This window comes from Terriglobales bacterium (assembly GCA_035487355.1).
Classification (GTDB): Bacteria; Acidobacteriota; Terriglobia; order Terriglobales; family Acidobacteriaceae; genus QIAW01.
Genome location: DATHMF010000002.1, coordinates 1 through 26959 on the forward strand (window position 1 = coordinate 1; position 26959 = coordinate 26959).

12 protein-coding genes are annotated in these 26959 nt (G+C 55.1%); 10 read left to right on the forward strand and 2 right to left on the reverse strand.

Features of this window, described 5'->3' with window-relative positions:
• Nucleotides 1–1342 (reverse strand): hypothetical protein (locus VK738_00035; protein ID HTD21020.1); only part of this gene is annotated, 1342 nt, incomplete at its 3' end.
• 465 nt (nt 1343–1807) lie between these two features.
• On the opposite strand from VK738_00035, the gene VK738_00040 reads away from it, so the two are divergent.
• The 9 genes from VK738_00040 to VK738_00080 all read left to right on the forward strand — a co-directional run bounded on the left by VK738_00040 (nt 1808) and on the right by VK738_00080 (nt 22510).
• The gene (locus VK738_00040) at nt 1808–3217 is read left to right on the forward strand and encodes a glycoside hydrolase family 30 beta sandwich domain-containing protein (protein HTD21021.1); all 1410 of its coding nucleotides are present in this window, start codon (nt 1808–1810) and stop codon (nt 3215–3217) included.
• Between the two features lie 92 nt (nt 3218–3309).
• Nucleotides 3310–4296, forward strand: a complete 987-nt coding sequence (locus VK738_00045; GenBank protein HTD21022.1) for a LacI family DNA-binding transcriptional regulator — start codon at nt 3310–3312, stop codon at nt 4294–4296.
• 31 nt (nt 4297–4327) lie between these two features.
• Nucleotides 4328–5431, forward strand: coding sequence for an MFS transporter (locus VK738_00050; GenBank protein HTD21023.1), 1104 nt, complete (start codon nt 4328–4330; stop codon nt 5429–5431).
• Between the two features lie 199 nt (nt 5432–5630).
• Nucleotides 5631–6707, forward strand: coding sequence for a LacI family DNA-binding transcriptional regulator (locus VK738_00055; GenBank protein HTD21024.1), 1077 nt, complete (start codon nt 5631–5633; stop codon nt 6705–6707).
• 410 nt (nt 6708–7117) lie between these two features.
• Nucleotides 7118–8173 (forward strand): glycoside hydrolase family 88 protein, encoded by a 1056-nt coding sequence (locus VK738_00060; protein ID HTD21025.1) that lies wholly within the window; start codon nt 7118–7120, stop codon nt 8171–8173.
• Nucleotides 8174–8552: 379 nt separating this feature from the next.
• Nucleotides 8553–10136 carry a ricin-type beta-trefoil lectin domain protein gene (locus tag VK738_00065; protein ID HTD21026.1) on the forward strand — a complete coding sequence of 528 codons (1584 nt, stop codon included), beginning with the start codon at nt 8553–8555 and terminating at the stop codon, nt 10134–10136.
• 618 nt (nt 10137–10754) lie between these two features.
• Complete coding sequence (locus tag VK738_00070) at nt 10755–11690, forward strand: polysaccharide lyase family 7 protein (protein ID HTD21027.1); 936 nt, start codon at nt 10755–10757, stop codon at nt 11688–11690.
• Nucleotides 11691–11936: 246 nt separating this feature from the next.
• Entirely contained in the window at nt 11937–15377 is a 3441-nt protein-coding gene (locus VK738_00075) for a TonB-dependent receptor (GenBank protein ID HTD21028.1), read from the forward strand.
• Nucleotides 15378–16411: 1034 nt separating this feature from the next.
• The gene (locus VK738_00080; protein ID HTD21029.1) at nt 16412–22510 is read left to right on the forward strand and encodes an RHS repeat-associated core domain-containing protein; all 6099 of its coding nucleotides are present in this window, start codon (nt 16412–16414) and stop codon (nt 22508–22510) included.
• 1046 nt (nt 22511–23556) lie between these two features.
• Here VK738_00080 and VK738_00085 read toward each other — a convergent pair.
• Nucleotides 23557–23874 carry a hypothetical protein gene (locus VK738_00085; GenBank protein HTD21030.1) on the reverse strand — a complete coding sequence of 106 codons (318 nt, stop codon included), beginning with the start codon at nt 23872–23874 and terminating at the stop codon, nt 23557–23559.
• Between the two features lie 380 nt (nt 23875–24254).
• Here VK738_00085 and VK738_00090 point away from each other — a divergent pair, with 380 nt between their 5' ends.
• Nucleotides 24255–26909, forward strand: a complete 2655-nt coding sequence (locus VK738_00090) for a glycoside hydrolase family 3 C-terminal domain-containing protein (protein HTD21031.1) — start codon at nt 24255–24257, stop codon at nt 26907–26909.
• Nucleotides 26910–26959: the final 50 nt, after the last annotated feature.

Genomic DNA, 26959 nt, shown 5'->3' on the forward strand with positions numbered 1-26959 from the left:
CATTGGCCGAAACCGAGAGCATGCAACCCGGCATGCCGCACGTGGCCGCCGTCATGGTGCTGGTATGAATCGCCGATGTGTTGAAGGTTGAGCCGTTGAACTGGAACTGCCGCAGGAAGTCGTTTTCTCCCCACACATAGATCACCGGACCGTTGCTGTTGCTGTCCCAATACACCGGAGATCCGTGAATGTGCAGCGTTGCGCATCCGTTGTGTACAAACGTCGCCTGAAACTTCTGCACAATCTGCGTATCGTTGGCCACCTCGTGGCCCATGCCATTGGTATTCAGAAGATAGAAGATGCCGTCTTTGCCTCCGCCCACGATGAGGCTGGTGTTCGGAATCAGCAGCGCTCCGGCAGAACCTAAGTCGCGGTCGCCGGCGTTCATGTTGCTAAAATCAGAGGGCGTAAACCAATCCTGAAGTCCTAAGCCGGTGCTTGGGTTCAACTTGAGAAAACTTTCACCGAAATTGGAACCTCCGTCGAAGGTGCCGTTGCCGGTCATGAAATAGAGATCGCCATTAGAATCCACGTTGGCGCCCTGCCCGGCCTGCCAAATTCCTGCCTGGGTGCCGCTGGGGGTGTCGTTGAAAACATGGACCTGCTGGAATGTCGAGGCGTCATAACCCATCACGAAACCGTGATACGGCCCGAAATCGCAGAAGGATGACCACGCAATATAAACAATGCCCTGTGAGAGGGTCAGTGCCGGTCGCTGGTTTTGACTGACAACATCAAATCCGTTCGCCCCAATGGCGACCGAAGACGCTGACGCGCGGTCGTTGCCAGTCGTGATATCAATCGCCCGCAGCCTCTGAAACGTGCCACCGCTCTCAACCGTGCGGGCCACGAAGTACATGGTATTCGTGGAGGAATCAATCACCGGCGTGCCGACGATTCCGATGTTCCCGGTGTAGTCGGTGTACGTAGTGCACAGTCCGCCAGTGCCAACTTCGGTATGGCTGGTGGGACGGCCACCGTTGTTAAAGTTGCGCGACCAGAGCGCCGTGCCGCCCTTATCAGCATCGAAAGCGTATATCGTGTTGTTCACCGTGGCCACATACACCACGTTACGCTGTGCGCCGGCGATGGTGAGGTTGGCAACGTACAGAGGCGAGGCATACACTTGGTCATCCACTGGCATCCTGAATAGCAGACCAAACTGGTTTGTGTTTACGTTGGACGTATTCAGCGTGGTCTCACTCAAATTGGCGCCGGTCCTCTGGTTATCATTGTGCTGGGTTAAAACGCTCACCTGCGCTGATGCCCATATATTCGCAAGCAACAGAATTGCCAAACTCAATAACTGCACACACTTGCGCGTTTGTGTCATTTTCTTCATGGCGTCGCTGCCTCTCCGTTTGAATATGCTCGGCTTCCGCCGAAATCGATGTTGCTTGAGTTGTGACGTCTAAGGACTGCGAATTGGTCCGATTTCCCTGCGAGTCCGGAATCTGCCGACGTCTCGGAGCGTGTTGAGTAAAACCCGCCCCTGTTCCATTCATAAGATAGTAAACAAACGATTGTCTTATAGATTTTGAAGGCGACCATGGTAATCTTAATTCGCTCTCACTGTCAAGACAAAACAGACAAAAAAATCTGACAAAAATCCGGCTTCATTGTCGCGATAATCGTTTGTCTAATTGGGTTTTAGATGTTCCTGCCGTAATTCTCTGCTCTTTGCCCTGGGTTAGATTGTCAATCTCTCAAAGATTGTGTACCCTCCAGAAAACGGTTTGTTTAATTCGCGGTGTTGGTGGCGACATTAGAACGAACGTTATTTGCCTGAGGAGATGGGAGATTTCTGATGCAGAGCAATCGTCGCACTTTCCTTACAACTTGCAGTGCTGTAGTCGCTTACCTTGCCAGCCGAAGGAGCTCGCTGCTTTGGGGCAGCGCCGCCTCCGGCGTAAGAGGCTGGGTTACTTCAAAGAACAGACGGTCGGAACAGATGGAAGCTCCGCAATGGCGGGACGCGCGCGCCGGTTCTTTCACAGGAATCCGCATCGATCCCGGTCAGCGCTATCAGGAAATTCTTGGTTTTGGCGCGGCCTTTACCGACGCCTCATGCTACTTATTCCAGCGGATGAACTCCGGGGCTCGAGAGGCTCTCCTGGCCGAACTGTTCGGGCCAACCGGGCTCCGACTCTCCGTAGGACGCACGTGCATTGGAGCAAGTGATTACTCCACGAGCGCTTACAGCTTTGACGATAGTTCGGAGCCGGATCCGGAACTAACCCGGTTCAGCATAGAGCACGACCGCGCATATATCCTTCCTTCACTGCGTTCCGCGCGTCAGGCTAATCCAGATCTATTCCTGTTCTCTTCACCGTGGAGTCCTCCAGGCTGGATGAAGTCGGGGGGATCAATGCTGGGTGGATCGATGCGCAAGAAATACTTCGCTCCGTACGCCGAGTATTTCGTGAAATTTCTGCAAGGTTATTCGGCTGAAGGAGTGAAGATCAATGCCATTACCGTGCAAAATGAAGTCGATACCGATCAAGACGGAAGAATGCCGGCTGCGTTGTGGGGGCAGGAATATGAGATCGAGTTCGTCAAGAGACATCTTGGGCCCGCATTAGAGCGCGCTTCTCTCGACACAAAAATCTGGATCCTGGACCACAACTACAACCTTTGGGGACGAGCGATCGACGAGCTCAGCGATCCGGGCGTCAACCAACGCGTCGACGGGATTGCATGGCACGGATATGGCGGCACTCCTGACGCCATGACGCGCGTGCACGACGCTTTTCCCACGAAGCACAACTACTGGACGGAAGGTGGACCTGACATTAGCAGCCCGGACTATGCAACCGATTGGGTTAAATGGTCACACAATTTCGCGGGCATCCTGCGGAACTGGGCACAATGCATCGTTGGATGGAACCTCTTACTGGATGAGAAGGGAATGCCGAACATTGGACCTTTTCCGTGCGGCGGAGTCGTTACCATAGACTCCAAGACCGGGAGCATAACCCGCAGCGGACAATATTGGGCATTCGCGCACTACTCTAAGATGATCGAGCGGGGCGCCCGCGTGATTGCATCTCACGGAGAATTGGACGGTATTGATCACGTCGCCGTTGAAAATCCCAATGGCAGCCATGTGCTCGTGGTCACGAATCGAGGCGAACAACAAAGGCTGGAATGCCGCCTTGGCGAGCGGGCACTGGATTTGATGGTAGAACCAGACTCCATTACAACGTTAGCGTGGTGATTGATTCCGGCGCCTTGGATTTATTGGGGAAGACGTCTGTATTTCGCAGTGAGCAGCGACAGATGATGATTTTAGGAAGAAGCTGAGGAAGCATGAAAGCCACACGCGATCGCATCCAAGACGAGGCGAAAGCATTCAATGGTGAGCCAAGTTTCCCGGCTCGTTCCCTTCGCACCCACCGTACTCAGACCGTGGGAATCATGGTGCCCGAACTCGGCAATGGTTATCACTCGCAAGTGATGAGCGGTATTGGCGATCAATTGATGGAGGCGGGATACTTCTACTTCACTGTGCAGCACAGGCATCGCAAGGATCTGGTTGAACGATACAGTGAGCTGCTTCTCAGCCGGGGTTCGGAAGCGCTGATTACCGTCGACACGGCGCTCGAGCATCCGCTTCCTGTGCCAGTGGCTGCAGTTGCTGGACATCGTCCCATTCGCGGAGTTACAAATGTTGTGCTGGATCACCGACTCGCGGCGAAACATCTCCTAACGCACCTTTATTCCCTGGGTCATAGGCGCATCGTATTCATGCGCGGCCAACCGTTCAGTTCAGATTCCGATGATCGCTGGCGCAGTATCGTTCAGGTGGCGCGTGAGATGAGCGTTCCCATCGACCCAAAACTCGTTGTACAACTCGAGCGCGACATTAACTCACCCGAGTTGGGCTATCCCGAGATGCAGCCTCTCCTTGCCGCTCGGACGTGGTTCACGGCCGTGGTCGCGTTTAACGATATGTCGGCCATTGGTGCGATACGGGCACTTCAAGATTTTGGACTACGCGTGCCACTCGATGTCTCTGTGATTGGCTTCGACGATATCAACGCCGCTGCGTTTAACAATCCGAGACTCACTACGATCCGCCAACCCTTGGCGCAGATGGGAAGGATTGCGGCACAATGCGTTCTGGACCGGCTTCATGCACCGGAAGTTTTCCGAGAACAAATTACGATAGAACCTGGGCTGATTGTACGCGGATCTACTCAAGCGGCCAGATCTTCGGAACGATCGGAGAGTCACAAGACGCGGAGGACAGCCCGCAAGGTAGGTGGCACAGTCATTGATGCCTGGCGAGCTTAGAAGTCGGGCGCAGCCAGTCACATGGTTGCACGTGGGATTTGCTCTCACCGGAATCGGAACCACCCTGCTCGGCTGTATTCTCCCTACCCTTAACGTAAATTGGCATCTGGACGACCGACGTGCCGGCATTCTCTTCGCGGCCCAATTCACTGGCTCTACATTGGGTGCGCTTTTAGTGCGGAATGATTTCTTTCGCAGTCTCGTGAGTGGATATTTCCTGCTGATAGCCGGCGCGATCCTGGTCACATTCTTTACCGGTTCGGTCGAGGTGCTGTTCTTCCTCGCTTTCGGGCTGGGCTTGGGCTTGACGATGACGGCCACAAGCATGTTGATCGGCAGCACATTTTTAGAGAATCGCGGAGCAGCGCTCTCAGTTCTGAATGCTTTTTGGGGGCTTGGCGCCGCCCTTTCTCCGGTAATCGCATCGCTTTGGGTTGGGCGCTGGCCGCCTACCTACCTGTTTCTTCTCTTAGCCGCGGCGCTGATGGTGACGTTTCTTCTCATTGGTAAGAACCGCGCAGCCTTTGTTGGCGGCGGGAGGAATGCCGTTCAGAGCGTGAATGGGCACAGGCAGCTAAAGCTCGTCTCAATTTTTGCGGTCATTACCTTTTTATATGTTGGGACGGAGGTATCTGTCAGCGGCTGGATGATGACCTACGTTGGTCGTCTGCCGATTTCAAGCAAAGCATGGGCTCCGATCGCCGCATCCTGTTTCTGGGTCGCGCTTCTCTGTGGCCGGATGCTTGTACCCGCGATCGTACGATGGTTGTCAGAGGTGCAGCTTCTTACGTCATCACTGACCATCGCGTTCATTGGCACCCTGCTGCTACTTGTCAGCCGTGCACCGCTTGCCATTGTCTTCAGTGCCATATTGGCCGGCTTGATGCTTGCGCCGATTTTTCCTCTCTGTCTGGCCAACGTTCTCGCGCTCACGCACGATTCGCCACAATCAAAATGGATCTTCGTCATCGCGGGGCTGGGCGGAGCAGCTCTCCCGTGGATGACTGGAGAACTTTCTGTTCATAGTGGCTCGTTGCGGGTCGGCCTATTGGTCCCGGTATTTGCGCTTGGCACGATGATAATCCTTGATCGCCTCGGTAGTAGCTGGCGAGTTTCGTATCAAGAAACGCTTTGATGGCAGGTCAGTGACGTCCAGAACCATCTCAAGAGAGCCAGTGCGTCTATCTCACCTAATGAAACCGTTTTCTTTCGTGCTGTAGAATATATGGATTAATATAGAGGGGAGAGATGCGAGAGTCCGCTCTCCATTGCGTGTGGGACATATGTCTATCCACAAGGTGCGTCATCGGTCCCTGTAGAAAAGAGAGCATCGCATGAAACAAAAGCCGCGTGTTGCGCATGAGCCCATTAGTTTAAAGAAATTGGCTGATCATCTGGGCGTGTCTCCTGCGACAGTTTCCGTGGTACTACGAGATGTTCCGGGACGATCCATCCCCCAAGCGACGCGCGACCGCATTAAGGCCGCAGCCAAGAAATTGAATTACCAGCCCAGCCTTCTCGCGCGCTCTCTGCGCAACCGGCAAACTTCGACGATCGGAATCCTGGTGCCTGAACTTGGCGACGGGTATCACACCCAGATGATGAGCGGAGTCGGGAATCAGTTGATGAACGCGGGATATTTTTATTTCACGGCGCATCATCGGCATCGAAAGAATCTGATCGAAGAATACAGTCAAATGCTCCTGGGTCGTGGAGCTGAAGCTCTCATTGCCATCGATTCCGCTCTGGAGCATCCGTTTCCGGTGCCGGTTGTCGCCATCGCCGGGCACCGTGCCATCGAAGGTGTAACCAACGTCCTGCTTAACCACCGTCGGGCCGCCGAACTAACGTTAACCCACCTCTATTCTCTCGGACATCGGAACCTCGCGTTCATGCGCGGTCAAAGCTTCAGTTCAGATTCTGATGAACGGTGGCGCAACCTGGTTCAGGTGGCGCGTGAAATGGGCATTCCCGTCAAATCTGACTTGATCGTTCAGCTCAATCTCGACATGCAATCTCCCGAGTTGGGGTACCCCGTGGTACAACACCTTCTCTGCAACAAGAAGAAGTTCACGGCGCTGGTTTCCTTTAATGACATTGCCGCCATCGGTGCGATTCGTGCGTTTCAGGACTTTGGGCTGCGCGTGCCTGAAGATATCTCCGTAATTGGGTTCGACGACATCAAGGCAGCAGCATTCAGCACCCCCAGGCTTACCACCATTCGCCAACCGTTGGCAGAGATGGGGAAACTTGCGGCACAATCTGTTTTGAACCGCCTTCGGGGCTTGGAAAAATTCCAGGCAGAGATCGTTGTGGAACCCGAACTGGTGGTTCGGGAATCTACAGGAACCGCAAAACAGAAAAACCGATCGAGTGATGGCAAGCCCATTTCCACGCACGCAGCGAATTGAGCGCGATTGGCCTTGCGGGTTGACGAGCCCGATGCTTTTACCCGAACTCAAGGCTCCGGCACCAGCTGCTCCAACTTACGAATCGCCCGATTATGCTACCTTACATAAACGTTTGTCCTAGTATGGATTTTGACGAGCTAAGGCGAGCGAAGCTCATTGAGTCCGGACTATTTTCCGCATGCAGGGTTTACATGACAGAGAGAATCGCAGCCGATAGTTCTAAGATCGATAGTTCCATGAACGCTGTGCGGATTTCTTGGCGAGCACCTTTAACCCAAACTTGTCATTTGATACGCCGGATAGGACTTGTTGCAGGTTTCGGTGTTGCCGTTTTGTCTGTTTCAGTGTGTTTCCAGGCAGGCCTTCCTGTTGCTTTCGCGCAAAGCCCGAAGCAGGTTGACAGGGTAGCGGTGGCCGGCGATGCAAACACAGAAGTGACCGAACCGGCAAACCTCTCGGCAAAGCTGACCCAGCGAGACGTGGGCGCAGCAATGCGCAAAGTAGCGGATTGGCAGCTAAAACGGGCAGAACCGAATTTTAGTCAGGATTGGACGTATGCAGCGCTCTATGCGGGTTTCATGGCTGTGCCGCATGACGTGGATGGCGAGCGGTATCAGGACGCCATGCTGTCTATGGCGAAGAACTTTGCGTGGCAACCGGGTCCTCGCGTAGAACATGCAGATGACCACGCTATAGGCCAGACTTATTTGCAGCTCTATTTCAAAGACCACGATCCTGCAATGCTTGCGCCGATTCGCCAGCGCATGGATACAGTGATGCACCTACCCGACAATCCCGAGAAACCTCTCTGGTGGTGGTGCGATGCGCTCTTTATGGCGCCACCAGTATTGGCTGAACTCTATAAGGCCACGGGCGATCGTGCCTATCTTGATTTCATGGACCATGAATGGTGGATTACCTCCGCCAAGCTTTACTCTCCTGAGAATCATTTATTCTTCCGCGACGCCGGTTACATCGGGAAACACGAGTCGAATGGCGAGCCGGTGTTTTGGTCGCGTGGGAATGGTTGGGTGCTGGCAGGACTTGCGCGCGTCCTTACTTACATGCCCGCAGATTATCCTTCGCGTGACAAGTACGTTGCCCAGTTCAGGGAGATGGCAGCCGCGATCGCCGCCTTGCAGGGGAAGGATGGGTTATGGAGGCCAGGACTTCTCAACCCCAATGCTTACCCCCTCCCAGAAAACTCGGGTTCAGCTTTTTACACCTATGCTCTGGCCTACGGTATCAATAACCATCTTCTTGACCGGCGCAAGTATCTCCCAGTCGTGAAAAAAGCATGGAAAGGGTTGGTATCTCACGTCTACGCCGATGGGAGACTCGGCTGCATTCAACCTATAGGCGCAGCCCCTGGCCAGTACACCGCCACATCCAGTTATGTCTTCGGAGTCGGCGCTTATTTGCTTGCCGGGTCAGAAGTGTATCAACTTGCCGAAAAAACACACTGACAAAACGAGGTCGCTGTAATCTCAGTTGACCGACCCCCAAAAGAAAAAGCCCTACGTTAAGGTATGAGAACCACCGTCCGTCTTTTCTCAAATTGTGAGGAATCACAAGCGGATCGATTTTCAGCCACAAATTGAATAGACAAACGTTTGTCTTTTGTATAGACTTCCGGTGCTATTGCGAGGTCAGTACCGCAATATGAGAACCGGCGGGTGATACGAAGCCCTCCGGTAAATACATTACACGGAGGAAACAATGAAAGCAGATTCTCACGATGCATGCCGATTTCCAAGAATGCTGCGCCGTCATATTGTGGCAGCAATAAGTTTGTTAGCGTTCTTGAACTGCAGTGCTAAATTCGCCGCAGCACAGTCTCTTAGCATGCTCCACTCCAGTGGAGTAAATATTGTGGACGCCAACGGCAACAAGGTATCGTTGCGCGGTGTGAACCTTGGCGGGTGGCTGACCATCGAAACCTGGATGACCCCCGCAGACTCTTCTGGTTTGCCTGACAACTACAGCATCATTAAGACCCTGGATAACCGTTTTGGGGTAGCTACGGAGCAGACCCTCATCAAAACATACGAGCAGAGCTGGATAACAACGGCTGACCTGGACAATATCAGAGCCGAGGGGATGAACGTCATACGCGTGCCGGTATGGTGGGGAAATTTCCAAACCCTCAATGGTCAATCGCGCCCAGACGCTTTTACCATGCTCGACTGGGTGGTCAGTGCAGCAGCCGCCCGCGGCATTTACACCATCATCGACATGCACGGCGTAGTGGGTGGCCAATCCACCAGCCAGGACACCGGACGGCAAAATACGAATACATACTGGAACAGCAGTGCGGACCAGTCGGCAACGGATCAACTGATGATGGATATAGCGGCCCACTACAACGGCAATCCGAACGTGGCAGCTTATGACTTAATGAATGAACCGATGAGTGCGCCCAATAATCAAGCGCCTGTGACTGCGCAGAACAATCTCTACAATGACGTACGTAGCCAGGATCCGACGCATATTTGCATTTTTGAAGGAACGTTTGGCAGCTGGAATTGGAGCATGCTTCCTTCTCCATCCACCTTTGGCTGGACCAACGTAATCTATGAAATGCATGAGTACCAGTGGAGTGGGACCGCCAGCGCTGTAGAAAACGGAGCAGTCAATCAAGTCAACCAATTCAAAAGCCATCAATCCTTTAACGTTCCAGACTATATCGGCGAATTTAATGACTTCGGTAATCCCACATCGGTCTGGCAATTCACAATGAACCAATACAACAACAACAACATAAGTTGGACGGTATGGGCTTATAAATCGACCAAGGGAAACTGGGGACTCTATGAAACGAAAAGCAACAAGCCTCCAATTCCCAATATCCAATCGGATTCGGCGACGACAATCGCTAATGATTGGTCGCAGTGGACGACGACAAACGCCTTTACCATTAACCCAACGCTTGCACCCGCTCTGGTCGGGGGCGTGAATGGCGGAGGAGGAGGTGGTGGTGGCGGCACCATCAACAGCAGTGCCTGGTACAACGTCGTCAATCAAAATAGCGCAGCCTGCGTGGATGCGACCGGACGTGGCACCAGCAATGGCACCGCCGTTCAGCAATGGGCCTGTGGCAACGCGCAATCCAACCAGGAATGGCAGTTCCAACCCACCGACAGCGGCTTCTTTAAAGTTATCAACCGTAATGCACCTGCAGAAGCCTGGGATGTCACCAACGTCGGCACAGCCAACGGCAGCCTGATTCAGCTTTGGAATTTTGGCGGAGGCAGCAACCAGCAATGGCAGCCTGTCTCTCTCGGCAACGGCTTCTTCAAGTTCGTCGGGCGCGGCAGCGGCCGCTGCCTGGATGTACCGGGCGCTTCCACTGCAAACGGAGTGCGGCTAGAGATCTTCGACTGTAACGGTAGCAGCGCTCAGGCTTGGAAGCTCGTACAACAGCCTTAAGCAAAACGTAGCAAACTTGCAGGGGGCAGCTCTCTCAAGAGCTGCCTTTTTCTTTGTGAGTCGAACGATACGCCGACGGAATGGGTATGTACAAGAATAGCAACCAGTCACGCAATCACTTGGAGGAAGTTCACCAGGACGACAAGAACTTGACCAAATCTGATGGAAACTCAGTGAAACGCTTCTGACTCACAATCAAAACATTGTAAAACTCTCTACGATTGCCGTCGACGAGTATAGCCATTGACTGCAGGAGACGAGAATCTCCGTTAAACACGGAGACTCTCAGTTGCCGAACTGGGAAAAACCAATTAGAGTTTGCAACGTTTTGTTGTGAAAGGGGCTGGGTAACGGCTGAAGGGTAACGGTACGCGACGTGCAGTTCTCTCAGCTTGACCAGTAACAATACGACTTAGACCCTCATCAATCTCTGACGTTAGCCGCGAGGAGAATAACGGATGGTAAGTCTTCAGATGCTGTTCAAAGGCGATCACAGGCAAGCGCTTGGCGGTTATGTTCACCTTCCACCCACCTTCATCTTTCCCCATCCACAAGGTGCAACCGGATCCCAAAGCAAAGCACTTTGGGACGCAGTAACAAAATCAAGGAGTCAACAGCATGGAACCAACACGGAATAAGTCTAGGAGGGCCGAAGTTTTCGAGGTCGGTCCAGGAGATTTCAATATAACCAGCGGAAAGCAGCTGTCCACGCGAAAAGAATCAACGAAGCAGCATTCACTTCTGTGGGTTGTGCTCGCACTGGTTTTGATCGCAATCGCAATCCAGCTTGTTGTCGCGCAGTTGAATGTTACTAGAGTGCAAGCGAACAGCCACATCGATGCCATCTCTGCCGGATTTGTGAACGCACAGAAAGCCCCGTGCGCTCACGGAAACGGCCCACTCAATCCGAACGCGACTCCGGGATGCAACTTCAACCTGTCGATCTGGTCGCTGCAACTGCCGACCGGCTCGCCCGGACACCCGACGACCATCTCAAGCAGCCAGCTCCAAAGCGGCTTCACCGACCAGTTTTTCTTCACCGGCAGCGACGGGGCGATGGCCTTCTTCGACCCCGGAGTCAACTGCGTCACGACCGCCAACTCCAAACACTGCCGGTCGGAGCTGCGTGAAGTGAACCCCTCTGTCTGGTCCTCGCGTGGCACCAACACGCTTAGCGCGACGCTAACCGTCACGCAGGCCGCTGGCGCCCCGGTGGTCGGACAGATCCACCTCGACGAATCCGTATCGGTTCGCCCCCTGATCGAGCTGTTCTACACCTCAGGCGGCGATCTGGTGGCAGGCGTCGAGCAGTGCACGGCCGGGGGCTGCGAAACCAGGACCACGGTCGGCCACGTTAACCCGGGTACGCGGTTCAGCTACGTGATCTCCTACAGCCACAACAAGCTCACGGTCAGCATCAACGGCGGCCCGGCACATTCGCTCAGTACTCCGCTGCTCGGCATCGGAGGATACTTCAAGGCCGGCGATTACGGCCAGAGTCCTAAGGCCGCAAGAGTCTCGTTCTACTCGTTGAAAATCGTGCACGCGCCATAACAGCTTCGGCTGTTCTGGATAGTTGCAAAACCAGGAGACCTCGCGTCGCCGCGCGAGGTCTCCTTCTAAAGTCTAGTAAACAATCGTTTGTCTAGCGAATTTATGCTTGACACTTCCCATTTATGGAAGTACAGTGCACGAAACTACAACTTTTGCAGTTTCTACAGGAGGGCTTTTCTCATGAATTTCACTCAAGTATTTGGGGTGTTATATCCAGTCAGAGGCATTCGGCGGAACCGGACGACAATGATCGTCGGTCTAGCCGGATGGTGCATTCTGTTGGCTTTGTTCACAGGTGTGGACGCGGTATACGCGCAAAACACCAACGCAAGCATTCGTGGCCAGGTGTTGGATCCGTTAGGAGCCCTTGTGCCCGATGCTCAGATCTTCATCGTTAATCAAGACACCGGTGTGACCGTCTTCAACGGCAAGAGTGACTCGGGCGGTTCGTTCGTGGCGCCGCAGGTGATTCCTGGTACCTACCGAATTACGGTCACTGCGAAGGGGCTCAAACAGGCGGTCGTCAACAATCTCGTCGCCAGCGTTGCGGAGGTTACGCAGGTAAACATCACTATGCAGATCGGCGAGAGCAACCAGACGGTGACGGTCGAGTCCAGGGGTGAGGAGTTGGACCGCGGCACATCAAACGTCTCGACTCTGGTCACGCCGAGCGAAGTTCAGGATTTGCCATTGCAAAGACGCGACACTGAAAACCTGCTGGCATTCGTTCCTGGCGCCGCGTACGGCGGCGCGGCCAATACACCATCCACCTCTCAGCTCTCGATCAACGGCAGCCGTACACTGAACACAGAAGTTCTGCTGAACGGCGTTTCTACCATCATTGCCTCGACGGGAACTCCAATCACTCTGCCATCGCCGGATGGGGTCGACTCATTCCGCGCCCTCACCACCAATTCGCCGGCCGAGTACGGCCGCACTTCAGGGGCCGTGATCTCGGTAAATACCATCTCCGGCACGAATGCCTATCATGGCAGCGGTTACTTTCTGATGCGCAATGAGGCCCTCGACGCCAACACATTCTTTAACAAGCGCACCCCCAACCCCGCGAACCTCGCGACATTCCTCCCGCGCAACAGAGACCGCTTTTTCCAGGAAGGAGGGGCCATTGGAGGTCCGGTCAGATTTCCTCACTACGACGGCCGTAAAAAGACCTTCTTCTTCTTCAACTACGACCGCACGGTCCAGCCCAGCTCCGCGGTTCTCGCGTTTACCGTTCCTACTGCCGCGCAGCGCGCGGGTGACCTCTCCGCCGCTCTTGCTCCGTTGGATATCAACGGCCAGCCACGTACTCCGCAGAAGATCTTTCAGCCCACTGGAAAGACTTCGCCGGCGTTCGTGAATAACCAGGTTGGCCCCATTGATCCCGCAGCCGCGAAAATACTCGCCCTGCTGCCACTGCCGAACGCTCCCGGAACATACGATCCGGTGAACAATCGCTTTACCGGCAACTGGGTCTCGCAGCAAAACAACACAGGCCATCGCCTCAGGGTTGTAGGTCGTTTTGATGAGCAACTTACAACCAATGACCGGCTGAGCATTAACGTCTACCGCTTCACAACCGAGACGCCAAATGCAGTCTCCTGGAACAATCCTTTGCTCAACACCACATGGGATTGCACCTGCAACAATGCATGGCTGCCCTCCATCAACTACACCCGGGTGTGGAGCCCGACCCTGGTCATGGATGTGAACTTTGGCTTTACTCGCAACGTCGTGCTCCGCAACCCGCCTGGCGTCGGCATGAATGCAGCCCAGCAGCTTGGAATTGCCTCGCTGCCCCTGGATCAGACGCCCCAAATGACCAGCCCTGGTTTCAGCAACATTGGAGCGGATACCAACACGGATCAGGTGAATATCACGAATACGTTCACTGAGTTTGGCACCGTCACCAAGACGGTTGGTCCTCATACTTTCAAGATGGGTGCGTCACTTCGCAAGAATCAGTTCAACTCCTTCAATCCCTCCGCTAATCCTGAAGGGACTATGTCTTTCGACGGCTCTACCACGAACCATGGCAACGCTGGCAATGCCAACACAGGAATTGCCGATTTTCTCCTCGGCAAGATCAAGACCGCCAATTATCAGTTGCCCATGCCCGAAACCGGTCGGCGAAACTTCAACATCGGCGTCTTCTTCCAGGATGACTGGAAAGTTACGCCGAGGTTGACCCTCAATTTGGGAGCACGCTACGAGTACGAGTCGCCGATGGTGATCGCAAACAACGTTTATAGCCGTTTTGACCCCGCTACCGGCAACTTGCTGGCGGCGAACATCAATGGGACGTCGCGTTCGCTGAACATCAATACACCGAAGCTCGACTTCTCCCCGCGTATCGGCATGGCCTTCGCCATCACTGAGAAGACCGTCCTTCGTGCCGCGTACGGTACATTCTATGGAACCATCTTCCAGAACCTGGGTGGTCAAATCGCCTATCCCGGATATGATGTGACCGGCAGCTTCCCCAACTTGGGAACAGCAATCGCTCAGCCGTTCTCGCTCTCGCAGGGTCTCCCGCTCATAGCGGTGCAAAATTTGAGCAATCCCTTTGCCGCCCTCGTGGGGGCGTCGCCTGCAAATCCATTCACCGGAGCGGGTACATCGTTTGGCGATCTCAGCCACATTCCGCTTGTGCAGCAATGGAACGTCGGTATCCAACGCGAGTTGCCGTTCGCTCTTACGCTGGAGGTCAACTACATTGGGAATTTCGCACGCCACCTTCCTTATGGTATTGGGCAAAACAACGTGCCGCTCTCGCAGGTGGATGCCGTAACCCTGGCCAACACCAACCTGACAACCCAGTTGGCAAGGCCGTTTCCTAACTTGGGCACTTTCGCAACCAATACCGACGTCGGACGCTCAAGCTACGATTCCCTGCAGGCCTCGCTTCGTCGCCGATTCAACAAGCATCTCGCCATTACCGCCAACTACACGTTTGCCAAGAGTCTCGATGACGGTAGCACCATCTACAACTTCTCCGCTCCCAACGGATCGGCGAACGCGCAATACACTGTGGACGCTTCACATCGCGCGGCCGACAGGGCCGTCAGCAGCATCGATGTAAAGCACACCATGAATGTCGCGTTCACCTACACAACTTCCGGTCCGTGGTGGCTGCGCGACTGGCACATATCATCCGTATTTGTAGGACACACCGGGCTACCCATAAACATCACCCAAACCAACGAGATTCCAGGCGTCAACAATCAGCGCCCGAACGGAGACCCCAGCCACCTCAAGCTGGCGAATCCGATCATGAACTTTGGATTGCCAGGATCGACATTTGTACAATACCTCATCCCTGCAACCGACCCGAACTTTCCACTAACGCCCTCCGGGCCGGTTTACGCTACCATTGGTGGCGTTCGAACGCGCATTGTTCCAACCGGCTTCGGCAATGTTCCACGCGACGCTTTGCGGGCGCCCGGCGAAGTGAACGTGGACGCCTCAGTCTCAAAGGACTTCAAGCTGTCTGAAGGCCTGAAATTCCAGTTCCGCATGGACGCGTTCAACGTCTTCAACCATACAAACTTTTTTGGGCCCAACACTGGGCTTACGGTGACTACGGTCGGAGGTGTGGCTTCACTCAACCAGTCGCAAAACTTTGGCAGGATCACGGGCGCGCAAGGTGCACGTACTATGCAAGTATCCGCGCGCTTCTTCTTCTAATAACTGTCGACTCACAAACCGATGTACGGAAAGGCCGCCCGCGAGATTGTATCTCAAACCTCGTGGGCGGCCTTTTGATTCCAGTATTGTGTACCTGATCAGGCGAGGGCACATCGCCTCGGCTCAGGTTCAGTCTTCCTGGCTGCGATGACAATCTTCTGACACAACACGGCCTCTATCCTCTACCAGAGGTTGTTTTCTATTGTTTCTCTAACCGCTTCAGTCGCCGATGTCTTTCGGCAATCCTGGCCTTCCGCCTGGCGATTTCCAACCGCAGTGCCACACTCAACAGGTCCGTGCATATATACAAGGATTCGGAAAAACGCCTGGAATAGTGACATTCACAATCAGAATCCCACGCTTATAGTACGCAAAAATTCTATTCGGCTCCGACGGTCAAATAACTGTGGAATAGGTCGGCTGCAAATCATTGATTTCATAGACCTGGAGAGTTTTTGCGTAGCACAAGGGTCACTCGGGTTGGACGAAAAAAAGTTTCTGTAACATTTTCGCCGCTGGCGCCATATCACCCGTGAGGGCAGAAAGCCGAAGTTCTCAACGGGCGCCGCTTTGAATGCTAACTGGCGAACGGGAACCTTAGGAACGTTATCGGGGTCTAAGCCAAAATATGCGTTTCCATTATTGATTCTTAAAACCCAGCGAGTTGCGGAGGACATAATATGCATCACCGTGCGTTTTCAATCTTGTGTGCAGTTGCTGCTTGTAGTTCACTCCTTTTCTGCAAAGCCAGGAGAGCCGGTTTATTTCTGGCCCTGGTTCTGTTTGCCATGCCCGTGATGCATGCGGAGGTCGCGCAGGGCTGGGCGAAAAAAGTTCTGTAACATTTTGCCGGTTTTCGTCATGGTAGGGTGAGCAGCAACTTGAATCAGATCCGTTTTCGACCGATCGGAAGATCGGAAGAAATGATCGGGAGTCAGAGCTGTAACTGCGCCAACCCCATTCCTAAGAGTCCTGGCGGTGGTGCAAGTTGAAAACATTGCTTCATTCCTAGGTTAGAGCTGCGTGGAGGAAAAATGAAATCAGTCAAGCTGGTGCTCGTATCTGCAATCATTCTGGCGCAAAGCATTTTCATGATGGGTCAAGGCCAGCCCAACTTGTCAAACGGAATTCCACCGCAAGGATCATATGACAGCAGCAGCGTGGATACCGTCAACCTCATGAACGGAAATCTTACGCTGCATATTCCATTGCCGGTTGACTACCCGCAGCGGGGCAAGCTGGGGATCAAGTATTACATGGTCCTAAACTCGAAGACTTGGAAAGCGTACGACACCCCCAGCCCGGGACAGTGGCAGCCCACATCCATATGCCAAACCGGGAGTACGCCACCGTTCAGTACGGGGCCGTGCGGGCAGGACTCATTGTTCGTAAGCACAGCCAGCTTTTCAATGACTAGGGTTTGGCAGAAAGTTTGGCCCGACGGCCAGTTCCCCAGCTACTCGGCCGGTACCCCTGACACGCTGGTCACCTGGGACGGCGCCGTACACCCCATCGGTGGAGACAGCAGCGGCTACACCATACAAGTAAGCGGAGATGATGGTACTGGCGTCTACACCACTGCCACCATTATCGATCGCAATGGCACTCAGTATAGCGGCCAGTTTCCTACTGGTGGTATAGGTGAGTGTACGACGGATCCTGGCAACGGGCTGCCCGGCTCAACTCAAACCACTACCTGTATACAACAATGGAGCCTCAGCAGTGTCACAGACGTCAATGGAAACGTTCTCAACCCGCCCATAGCTATTCCCGGCATAGGCCCCCAGGGAGGAACCATGATTGCCGCTCATCTTGCCGCAGGCTCTGAGTCGGCAGGCTGCACGAGTGTTGCCGGCCCGATTTGGGTGTCTTATTTCAACTACCCCGCCCCCAATGGCCAAACCAACCAGATCAAGTTATGTTTTGCTACGTATCCGCAACTGGCCACTAGTTTTTCTCAGGCGGGTGTCCACCAGTTTCAGGATGCCTATTCAGGGCATCCCTTTCCCGGCCCCTGGCGCCAGCCCGTCTATTTGAGCAACGTCATTTTACCCGATAATACACAGTGGGCGATCAGCTATGACAGCTATGGGGAAGTCACGTCGCTCTCGACCCCCACCGGAGCCACGATCCAATACGGCTGGGGAGAAGGAACCTTCCCCGCTTGCAATGTGGCTGGGAACGACATCACCAAGGTCAGCCGCGCCGTACAGTCGCGGACCATGACCGATGTTAACGGACACGTTTTTACCTCGAACTACCAATGGAGTCCGCAAGCCGGTGACGGGACTTTGAGCCACACTATGACCGATCCCTCAGGCAATGACGCAGTTCATACCTTCGTCGATCTTACCGCCACGTGGATTACGCCATCATGCGATTTTCGCGAGACCCGCACCGTGTCTTACCAGGGGAGCGGAGGGAGCCGAACGCCCCTGAAGCAGGTGGATACGACCTGGTTAAACAGCCGTTTCGGCGGCGCCTACGGCGTGCCAAGCGATGTGAAGACCACGTTGTTCCCTAGTCAGAAAGTGAGCTTGGTTCACACCGACTACGCTCCCAGCTTACCCTTTCTCAATCTGGTAACGTCGCAAAAGACGTATGACTGGGGTCAAGGTGCCCCCGGCGCGCTGCTGCGGGAGCAGGATACCGTCTATCAGTGGCAAAAGGACAGCCGCTATTTGACAGCCAACATGCTCGACCTGCCGGCATCAACAATCGTCGTCAGCCCGATCGCGGCCAACAATATCAAGAGCAGCTGCCCGGTAGACGGCGCCGGCACACTCAAAGCTTGCATGGCAGAAACCGACTCCATCTACGATGAACCGGCCTACCTGACCAATTATGAAGGCACGGTCGGTGCCCTGCCTGCAGGCAGTCACGTGGCGGCGCCGAATCCCGTGCGCGGCAATCCCACCACAGTGAGCAAGTGGCTCAACACCGGTGGCTCCGTCGCCAGCCACACCAATTGGTATGACACAGGAGAGGTGTATCAATCCACCGATCCCGGCGGGCACACCACCACGTACAGCTATGACCTGGCATATAAAGGGATGCTGCCAACGAAGATCTGCAACGCTAGGAACCAGTGCAGCAGCTCGACGTATGATGTCAACACCGGCCTGCTCACTAGTAGTACCGACGTCAACGCCGGCTACCCGGCTATCGGAACCACTCCCGGCGATCCGGCCCACACAACTTCCTTCAGTTACGATGCTCTCAAGCGGCTGACCTCAAACGTGCAGCCGGCTGACCTGAACGGCAATCAGCCGACATCGACCTTCGCGTATCCCGAAGTGAGCACCATTGAGCAGCTCAAGGCGATCACCACCAGCATGAATGACAGCCTGACCACGCACTTTGATGGTTTTGGTCACGCCACGCGTACAGAACACGTGACACCCAGCGGCACGATCCTGGCAGACGTGGCCTACGACGGTATGGATCACGTGATCAGCACGACCAATCCCTATCTCACCACTGGGGATGCGACTTACGGCGTTAGTCAGACCGTGTACGATGGCGCAGGCCGGGCCACAAGCGCCACCGAGCAGGACAACAGCATCAGGACCGTGGACTACAGCGGCGGCAACTGCATTGTGGCCACGGATGAAGCAGGGAAGCAGCGCAGGAGTTGCACTGATGCTCTACGTCGGCTGATTGAGGTGGACGAGCCCGGAATCGGCACCGCCGGGACGCCAGCGTCGGGTAGCTTGAACGTAAGCGGTAGCCTGCGGAACTTGTCGGGATCTACGCCCACGCCAGGTACGGGCTCGGTAGCCTTGACCGGCAGCGAGCAAAGCAAAGCTGCGACACCGGCTAAGCCAGCCAGCGGGAGTGTCACGATTACAGGTTCGGATCAGTCGGTTACTTCAGGCGGCGATCGCTACTGCGCGGTGTACAACGAGAATGGCGACTGCGTGGATTGGGAATTCAATCCTCCTACCACCACCTATGATTGGGGCACAGTATCCATCACGGTCAATGGCTTTACGAAATCAGTTTCCTATGACCAGTCCAGCACGCAGTCTTCCATCCCTGCTGCGCTAGCCAGCGCTTTCAATGCTGATACGACATCTCCGGTGACGGCTTCGGTCACAAGCAATACCGTCATGCTGACTGCCAAAGTCGCTGGGACAGGGGGTAACAGCTACGCGCTCTCTGTAACATCCTCAACCGGCGACCCAACCGACTTCAGCGCGGCCTCCTTTGGCGGATCTGCCTCCGGCGCCACTCTTTCCGGCGGCGCTAACGCCGGTCCCACGATCTATGACTCCGGAGCCTGCTCCATCACAATTGCCGGCACGCTCTATAGCACGTCTTTTGGCCAATGGGACACCCCCAACACCATCGCGGCAAGGCTGTCCGGTATCGTTAACAGCGGTAGTCTGGTTTCGGACACGGCTTCGGGAACCACCGAATCTTTAATCGCCAAGATTGGCGGGACTGCCAGCAACTATACCCTCGCTGCGACTTGCACGCACGATTCCGCAAATTTCAGTACGGGGTCATTTGCCGCTAGCACTTCCGGCTCCAGTCTCGCCGGGGGGACCAACGCCGGTCCGCCTAGCGTGGACTCAGGCACGGTCACGCTAAGCATCGGATCCACGACCAGCGTTACCGCTTGCTATGGGCCGAGCGGAAGTTGCGCTCCGGTCAGCGGCTGTGCCACCGGAGCTAGTACGGCCTCCCAGGTGGCCTGCGTTCTGGGGCAGGGCCTTAGCGTATCTGGCTCCCCGGTGACGCCCACCGTTTCCGGCTCCAGCATTTCCATGGTCTTCAAGAACGTGGGCTTGGCCGGCAACGTCGCGGTGAATGTGGTTTCCAGCCCGGCACAGCCTGGCGTTTTTCCCGGCGGCTCCTTTAGCGGCAGCGCCACGCTCAGCGGGGGAGCGGATCCGGTTCCGCCAAGCCTGCAGAATCCTTACGTGACGCTTTACAGCTACGACGCTTTGGGCAACCTGCTGCGTGTGGACCAGCAGGGCACCGCGCCCTCCGACAGTACCAAGTGGCGCACGCGGCTGTCTACTTACGATTCGCTCTCGCGGCTGCTCACCGCCTACAACCCCGAGTCGGGAACAGTCAGCTACAGCTACGATGCTGACGGCAACGTGCTGCAAAAGACCTCACCCGCAGCCAACCAGACGGGATCGGCCACGCAGACCATCAGCTACTGCTATGACCAACTGCACCGCCTTACGGGAATAGCGTACTTGGCTCAGGCCTGTCCGCTCACATCGCCCGTGATCAGCTACACCTACGACGCTGGCGCAAACGCCATAGGACACCTCAGTTCGATGACCGACCAGGCCGGTACGGCCACGTACAGCTACGATGCTCCGGGCCGGTTGATCAGTGAGCAGCGTACGATCGCGGGAGTGACCAAGGCCATCAGCTACGATTACAACTTGGATGACTCCATCAAGGCAGTGCATTATCCCAGTGGTCGCGTGGTGAATTACACGTACAATTCAGCCAGACAGCCGCTGACCGCCACCGATGCCAACGGCACGCAGTATGTGAGCAACGCAACGTTTTATCCGAACGGTACGGAATACCAGCGGTGGATGCCCAATATTTACTTCCGCACCGATCTCAACAAACGCCTTCAGACTGCCGGGTATTACTCCGATAATGGGCAGGTCACCAGCTACTACATGAGCAAGACCTACTTCTACAACGACGGGCACAATAACCGCGATGTGCTGTCTATCATCAACAACAAGGACACTAACCGAACACAAATCTACACCTACGATGCCTTGAACCGGCTGACATCAGGCTCGTCGCAGAGCAGCACTGGCCCCACCTCCTGGGGCGAGAATTACACCATTGATGCCTGGGGTAACCTGCAGATTTCGCCCATGGCCGGAAAGGCCCATGGCGGTAATTTCCAGTGCGCCGGCGACGCCAACAACCGGGCCAACTGCCTGGTTTACGATGCTGCCGGCAATCTCTCCGCTTATCAGTTTGCCCAATACACCTACGATCCTGAGAACCGCTTGCAGGGCACGGCTGGATTCACATACACCTACGATGGAGACGGGCAGCGCGTGCTCAAGTCCCAGGGCGGCACGCCAAGCAAGCGCTACTGGTCGATGTTCGGCCATACCCTCGCAGAAGGCGACGGCGCGGGTAACATCAGCTCAGAGTATGTATTCTTTGACGGCGATCTTGTGGCCCGAATCGATCTCGCCAACAACTCGGCGCACTACTACCTCTCCGATCACCTGAAATCCACCAGCATAGTGGTGACGGCGGCAGGAACCATCGAGGAAGAATCGGATTACTCTGGGTTCGGGACGGAATTCTCCCTTACCAGCGGCGCCAATCGCTACAAGTTTGAGGGGAATGAAACCGATACCGAATCCCAGTTGGATTACTTCGGCCCCCGCTATTACGCCAGCATGCTGGGTCGCTTTACCTCGGCAGATTGGTCCGAGAAGCCGGTTCCTGTTCCCTATGCGGAGTTCCGCGATCCGCAATCGCTCAACCTTTACAGTATCTCGCGCAACCGGCCCACGGTGATGCGTGACGACGGCCATGAAGACATCGCCGGAGGCGACCATCCTACGGTCACCACTAATCCAGACGGCTCAAAAACCTCGACAGAGACGGTTAAGACTACTGAAATAACCAAGCCGGTCTCTCTGGGGAATGGCAATTGGCAGACCCAGGTCATCACCACTACCACAACCTACTCGGCTACGTTCGATGCGTACAATAACCTGATGCCCGGTACCGCGACCCAGGAACAGAACTTCACAGTCCAGAACTTTGTGAATGGGCAAGCGCAGGGTCCCGCCGAGAACGTACCGGGACCCGGTAAGCAGCCGCTAAATCCAAGAGACCCGGAGGTTGCAGTGTTGCAAAAGGCTGCTGCAACGTTTTTCAACCGCAGCGTCGGAGATGACCTGAACAAAGCATCCGACGTGGCGGGCCCAGCTGGAAAGGTCATGAAACCGGTCGGCGCGATCGCCAACTTCTTCAACGTCACCTACATGACTTTGGTTGCATGGGGACACACGATTGCCGCTGCCGAATGTAACTGTGACCCGCGAGATCTTCCACCCGGTCCTGGCATCACCGTAGTACCCGATGATCAGCAGCAGCCACCGCCGAAGAAGCCGTGATGCAGGCGGAGGACGGGACAGGTGGCCCCGCCCTTTCGCGGTGCGAAGGGCGGGGGTATTTGAAGCTCGAAATCTAAGACTGATTTTCTGGTAGCTGGCAGCTGTCAAGCAACCGCAAAGACTTTCGCCACGGATTAACCCGGATTGAAAAGCAAGCTCCGGCACACGAAGCCCAGTGCTGGCCGCTGACTGATATCAATCTGGTATCAAATTATTGCTTCTTCAGAAACTGCGGGCAATACTTGTGCTAGACGTGTGTTTAGGTTAAGCATTCCAGAATGCTGGGCTTTTTGTAGTCCTTTAGGTCTTTGAAAATTCTGTTGCTGTAGATTCAAAAGGTTGAGCGGACGTAAGCAGCCTGGCACTTGGCCTGCTCCGGCTGGCCGTGGGAGCTTGCAACTTGAGCCGTTTTCGCGGTTTCTGAGCCGCGAGGCGAAATCCTGAGGCGAAGCCGAAGGATCTGTTCCTTTGCAACCCGGAGCTGTTTTTAAACTACCAGCAAGTCCCCCGCCCCAAATTGATTTTGGCCAATAATGACGCGGGTCAGACGCCTTTTTGGGCACTTCAGACACAAGCTAGCAAGTGGGGTGGGGAGGCGCACAAAATCCTCTGAAAATCCGCGTCGATCTGCGTCCATCTGCGGCGAAAGCTTTTGCGGTTGTTTTTTGAAACTCGAAACTTGAAACCTGAAACTGTTCTTAAACTACCCAGCTAGTCCCCCACTTCAGATCGATTTTCGCCAGTAATGACGGGGGACAGACGCGATTTTGGGCACTTCAAAACACAAGCTAGCAAGTGGGGGGATACTACCGTATTTTGCCCGATAAAGACATATATCATATATAAGGATGGGTTTGAGTAAGAGCAAAGAATACTGCGATCCACTACTTTCCAACCTCATGTATGTCATTGATTGTCAGTGGCTTAATACCCCATGGACTACTCCAAGTAATGGGGTGGGGGGCACTGATAAATCTGGACGGACGGGGCCATCGGCCTAAGCTTCCCACACGCGCTGCGCGGTGGTTGATACAAATTCCAGCTTCTCACTCTTCATCCAGCGGGACCGCGGTGCTGGGTCGCTGCCGTACCCAGCACACACTGTGGCTGCCGCATTTGTGGGCTTCAAACATGCGCCGGATACGGTGCGGTACTTCGCAGTCGTAATCGTCTGCATGACGCTCAGATTCGCTGAGGTCAAAGCGGAGTCCGCACACGGAACACTCCCAACCCATGGTGTACTTCTGCAACAACTTATGGGGTAGAAGGTTGCGTGTGGTGTGTTGCTGGATATTGGGGTCCGGAAATCGGCTGTCTGGAATTTGGTTGCTTGGAAGTGGGCTGTTCGGGAAGTGGCGTTCCATGTCTAGTTCTCCGGGGAAAGAGGTTTTCGACCCGGATACTATAACTCCGTATCCATATATAGTGCGATATATGCGGCCCGTCTTTGGTACAGGTCCTTCTGGCGATAGGGCATAGTACTATCGTGCAGACAGGTGGCGTTACTTTCCAGCTTCTGGCATCTGCCGCGGGTCGAGTGCCTAACCGGTTGAACGCTCTGGCCACTTTTTTCTGAGCTCAGCCAGAAAGGCGGCCCGGTCATGAAACCCAGGCATTCTCGAATGCCGTCTTGCCAAAAGCAGTTGCCGGTTGTCAGTAAGAACAACCGCAAAATTTCGGGTTGCTTTTGAAACTTGAAATCCGAAACTCGAAACTGTCTTCTGGTTGTGGCATGATGAGGCACATGAAAAAGAAGACAGCCGTATTCGTGGGTGCATTTTTCTGCATCGCTATTTGTTCAACATCATTCGCGCAACAATCATCTGCAGACCCCGCATACAAGAACCCAGGACTCCCGATTGAGCAGCGCGTTGACGACCTGGTATCGCGCATGACCCTTGAGGAGAAGATCTCGCAACTAGGCGATGCGTCAGATGCTATTCCCCGGCTCAGCATTCCCGCGTACCACTGGTGGAACGAGGGCCTGCACGGAGATATAGGCAGCCGATACGCAACCGTATTTCCGCAGGCTATTGGAATGGCCGCCAGCTTCGACCAGCCTTTGATACATCAGGTTGCCGAAGTGATCAGCACCGAGTTCCGCGCCAAATATGCCGCTCAAGTACGCCCTGACGGATCCAGCGACCAGTACCATGGGCTCGATGTCTGGTCGCCCAACATCAACATCTTTCGTGATCCGCGTTGGGGACGGGGCCAGGAAACTTATGGAGAGGACCCCTACCTGACTTCGCGTCTGGCCGTCGCCTACGTGACCGGTATGCAGGGGGACGACCCCAAGTATCTGAAGACCGTTTCCACGCCGAAGCACTTCGCAGTACACAGCGGGCCTGAGCCAACCCGGCATTCCGTTGATTTGCAAGTGTCGCGTCACGACGTGGAGGATACGTACCTGCCCGCGTTTCGGGCGGCCATAGTGGAGGCCAAAGCGCAGTCCGTCATGTGCGCCTACAACTCGCTTAACGGCCAACCCGCCTGCGCGAATGCAACATTGCTGCAAGAGCATCTGCGGCGTGATTGGGGCTTTCAGGGCTATGTGGTGTCCGATTGCGGCGCCGTAACCGACATTTTCCAGGGCCATCACTTTACCAAGTCCGTGGAAGAGGGAGTCAGTGCAGCGTTAAAAACCGGCACTGATCTTACTTGCGGTCTCCGGCCGCAAGAGCGCACCGCCATTTTGAAAGCCGTGCAACAGGGCTTGCTTGCAGAAGCAGATATTGACCGCGCCTTGCATCGCCTGTTCATCGCCCGCTTCCGGCTGGGCATGTTCGATCCGTCGGCCACGGTTCCGTATTCCCAAATCAGGCCCGAAGAAAACGATACCGATGCACACCGCCAGCTCGCCCTCAAAGCCGCGCGTGAATCCATTGTTCTACTGAAGAACAAAGATAATCTTCTTCCTCTGAAACAGAAATACGGAACGATTGCAGTCATTGGCCCCAATGCCGACAGCTTGGATGCCTTGGAAGGCAACTACCACGGCACGCCATCCAAATACGTGACCGTTCTGGAGGGCATTCGCCAGCGCTTTGCGCAATCCAAAATCATTTATGTTGACGGTACGGGATTGATTGGACCGGCCACCAGAGCCATCCAGGCCAGCGTGCTCTATACCGACGACTCGCACAAGAACCATGGTATGAAGGCGGAGTACTTCTCCAATATCAAACTTGAGGGACCGCCTTTCCTGAGTCGCACCGACGATACGGTTGATTTTGATTCGGTCCCCTCCGGCATTTCGCGAGAGTTGTCACAACATTATTCCGTGCGTTGGACTGGCGTGCTTGTGCCTCCCGAGACCGGTGACTACCTGGTCGGATTCACGGGCAGGGATGGCTACCGCGTCTGGCTTAATGGCGATCTCGTGGTCGAGGACTGGACGACTCACCGGCCTGCCTCGACCCGTACGAAGAATATCCATCTTGAAAAAGATCATGCTTATGCGGTCAAGATCGAGTACTTCCACGCCCTGCGTGCGGCCGAAGCACACCTGGTGTGGAGCATGCCAGGGTGGCAAGGACCCGATGCGCTCGACGCGGCTCGCAGTGCCGACGTCGTCATCATGGTGTTGGGCCTGTCTGCCCGCATCGAAGGCGAAGAGATGGATGTGCACGCTGAAGGATTCGCGGGTGGTGACCGCACCAGCCTTGATTTGCCCGCCCCGCAAGAGCAACTTCTGGAGAGTATTTACGCCTTGGGTAAGCCCACGGTGCTGGTGCTAATGAGCGGAAGCGCGGTTGCCGTGAATTGGGCAGACAAGAAGCTGCCGGTGATCATGGAGGCCTGGTATCCAGGTGAGGAAGGCGGAACCGCGGTGGCCGAGGCGCTTGCCGGCGATTTCAGTCCGGCAGGCCGCTTGCCCGTTACGTTCTATAAATCCATTGACCAGCTTCCGGCCTTTGAAGATTACTCTATGGCCAAGCGCACCTACCGTTACTTTAGCGGCGAACCTTTATATCCGTTCGGATACGGGCTAAGCTATACATCATTTGAGTACAGCAATGCACGTGTAGATAAGGCAAAAGCGGCCGCTGATGGAACGGTCACGATTTCCGTTGAAGTCGCCAATACCGGTGCGATGGCAGGTGACGAAGTTGTGCAGCTTTACCTCGCCCATCATGGTGTTGCGGGCGCTCCGTTGCGCGCGTTGCAGGGTTTCAAGCGCGTGCATCTGGAGCGCGGGCAGCGGAAAACGGTGTCATTCCCACTTCGGGACCGGGAGCTGAGCATCGTAGACGAATCAGGCAAGCACCGCATCGCGCGTGGGGTCGTAGAAGTTTGGGTCGGGGGAGGTCAGGATGGCGTGCGCTCAGGCCTGCCTAAAACCGCTGGTGTGCGGACCCGATTCACGATCACCAGCGGAGCCACGTTGCCCGATTAGTGGCGGCCTGAATCCGGCGGATGGTTCGTATTTGAACCAGTTCCGAATGG

What these genes read in the sequence shown, in the direction of transcription:
- VK738_00040 (HTD21021.1), top strand. Translation starts at nt 1,808, where the DNA reads ATGCAGAGCAATCGTCGCACTTTCCTTACAACTTGCAGTGCTGTAGTC.
- VK738_00045 (HTD21022.1), top strand. Translation starts at nt 3,310, where the DNA reads ATGAAAGCCACACGCGATCGCATCCAAGACGAGGCGAAAGCATTCAAT.
- VK738_00055 (HTD21024.1), top strand. Translation starts at nt 5,631, where the DNA reads ATGAAACAAAAGCCGCGTGTTGCGCATGAGCCCATTAGTTTAAAGAAA.
- VK738_00065 (HTD21026.1), top strand. Translation starts at nt 8,553, where the DNA reads ATGCTCCACTCCAGTGGAGTAAATATTGTGGACGCCAACGGCAACAAG.
- VK738_00070 (HTD21027.1), top strand. Translation starts at nt 10,755, where the DNA reads ATGGAACCAACACGGAATAAGTCTAGGAGGGCCGAAGTTTTCGAGGTC.
- VK738_00075 (HTD21028.1), top strand. Translation starts at nt 11,937, where the DNA reads ATGATCGTCGGTCTAGCCGGATGGTGCATTCTGTTGGCTTTGTTCACA.
- VK738_00080 (HTD21029.1), top strand. Translation starts at nt 16,412, where the DNA reads ATGAAATCAGTCAAGCTGGTGCTCGTATCTGCAATCATTCTGGCGCAA.
- VK738_00085 (HTD21030.1), bottom strand. Translation starts at nt 23,874, where the DNA reads ATGGAACGCCACTTCCCGAACAGCCCACTTCCAAGCAACCAAATTCCA.
- VK738_00090 (HTD21031.1), top strand. Translation starts at nt 24,255, where the DNA reads ATGAAAAAGAAGACAGCCGTATTCGTGGGTGCATTTTTCTGCATCGCT.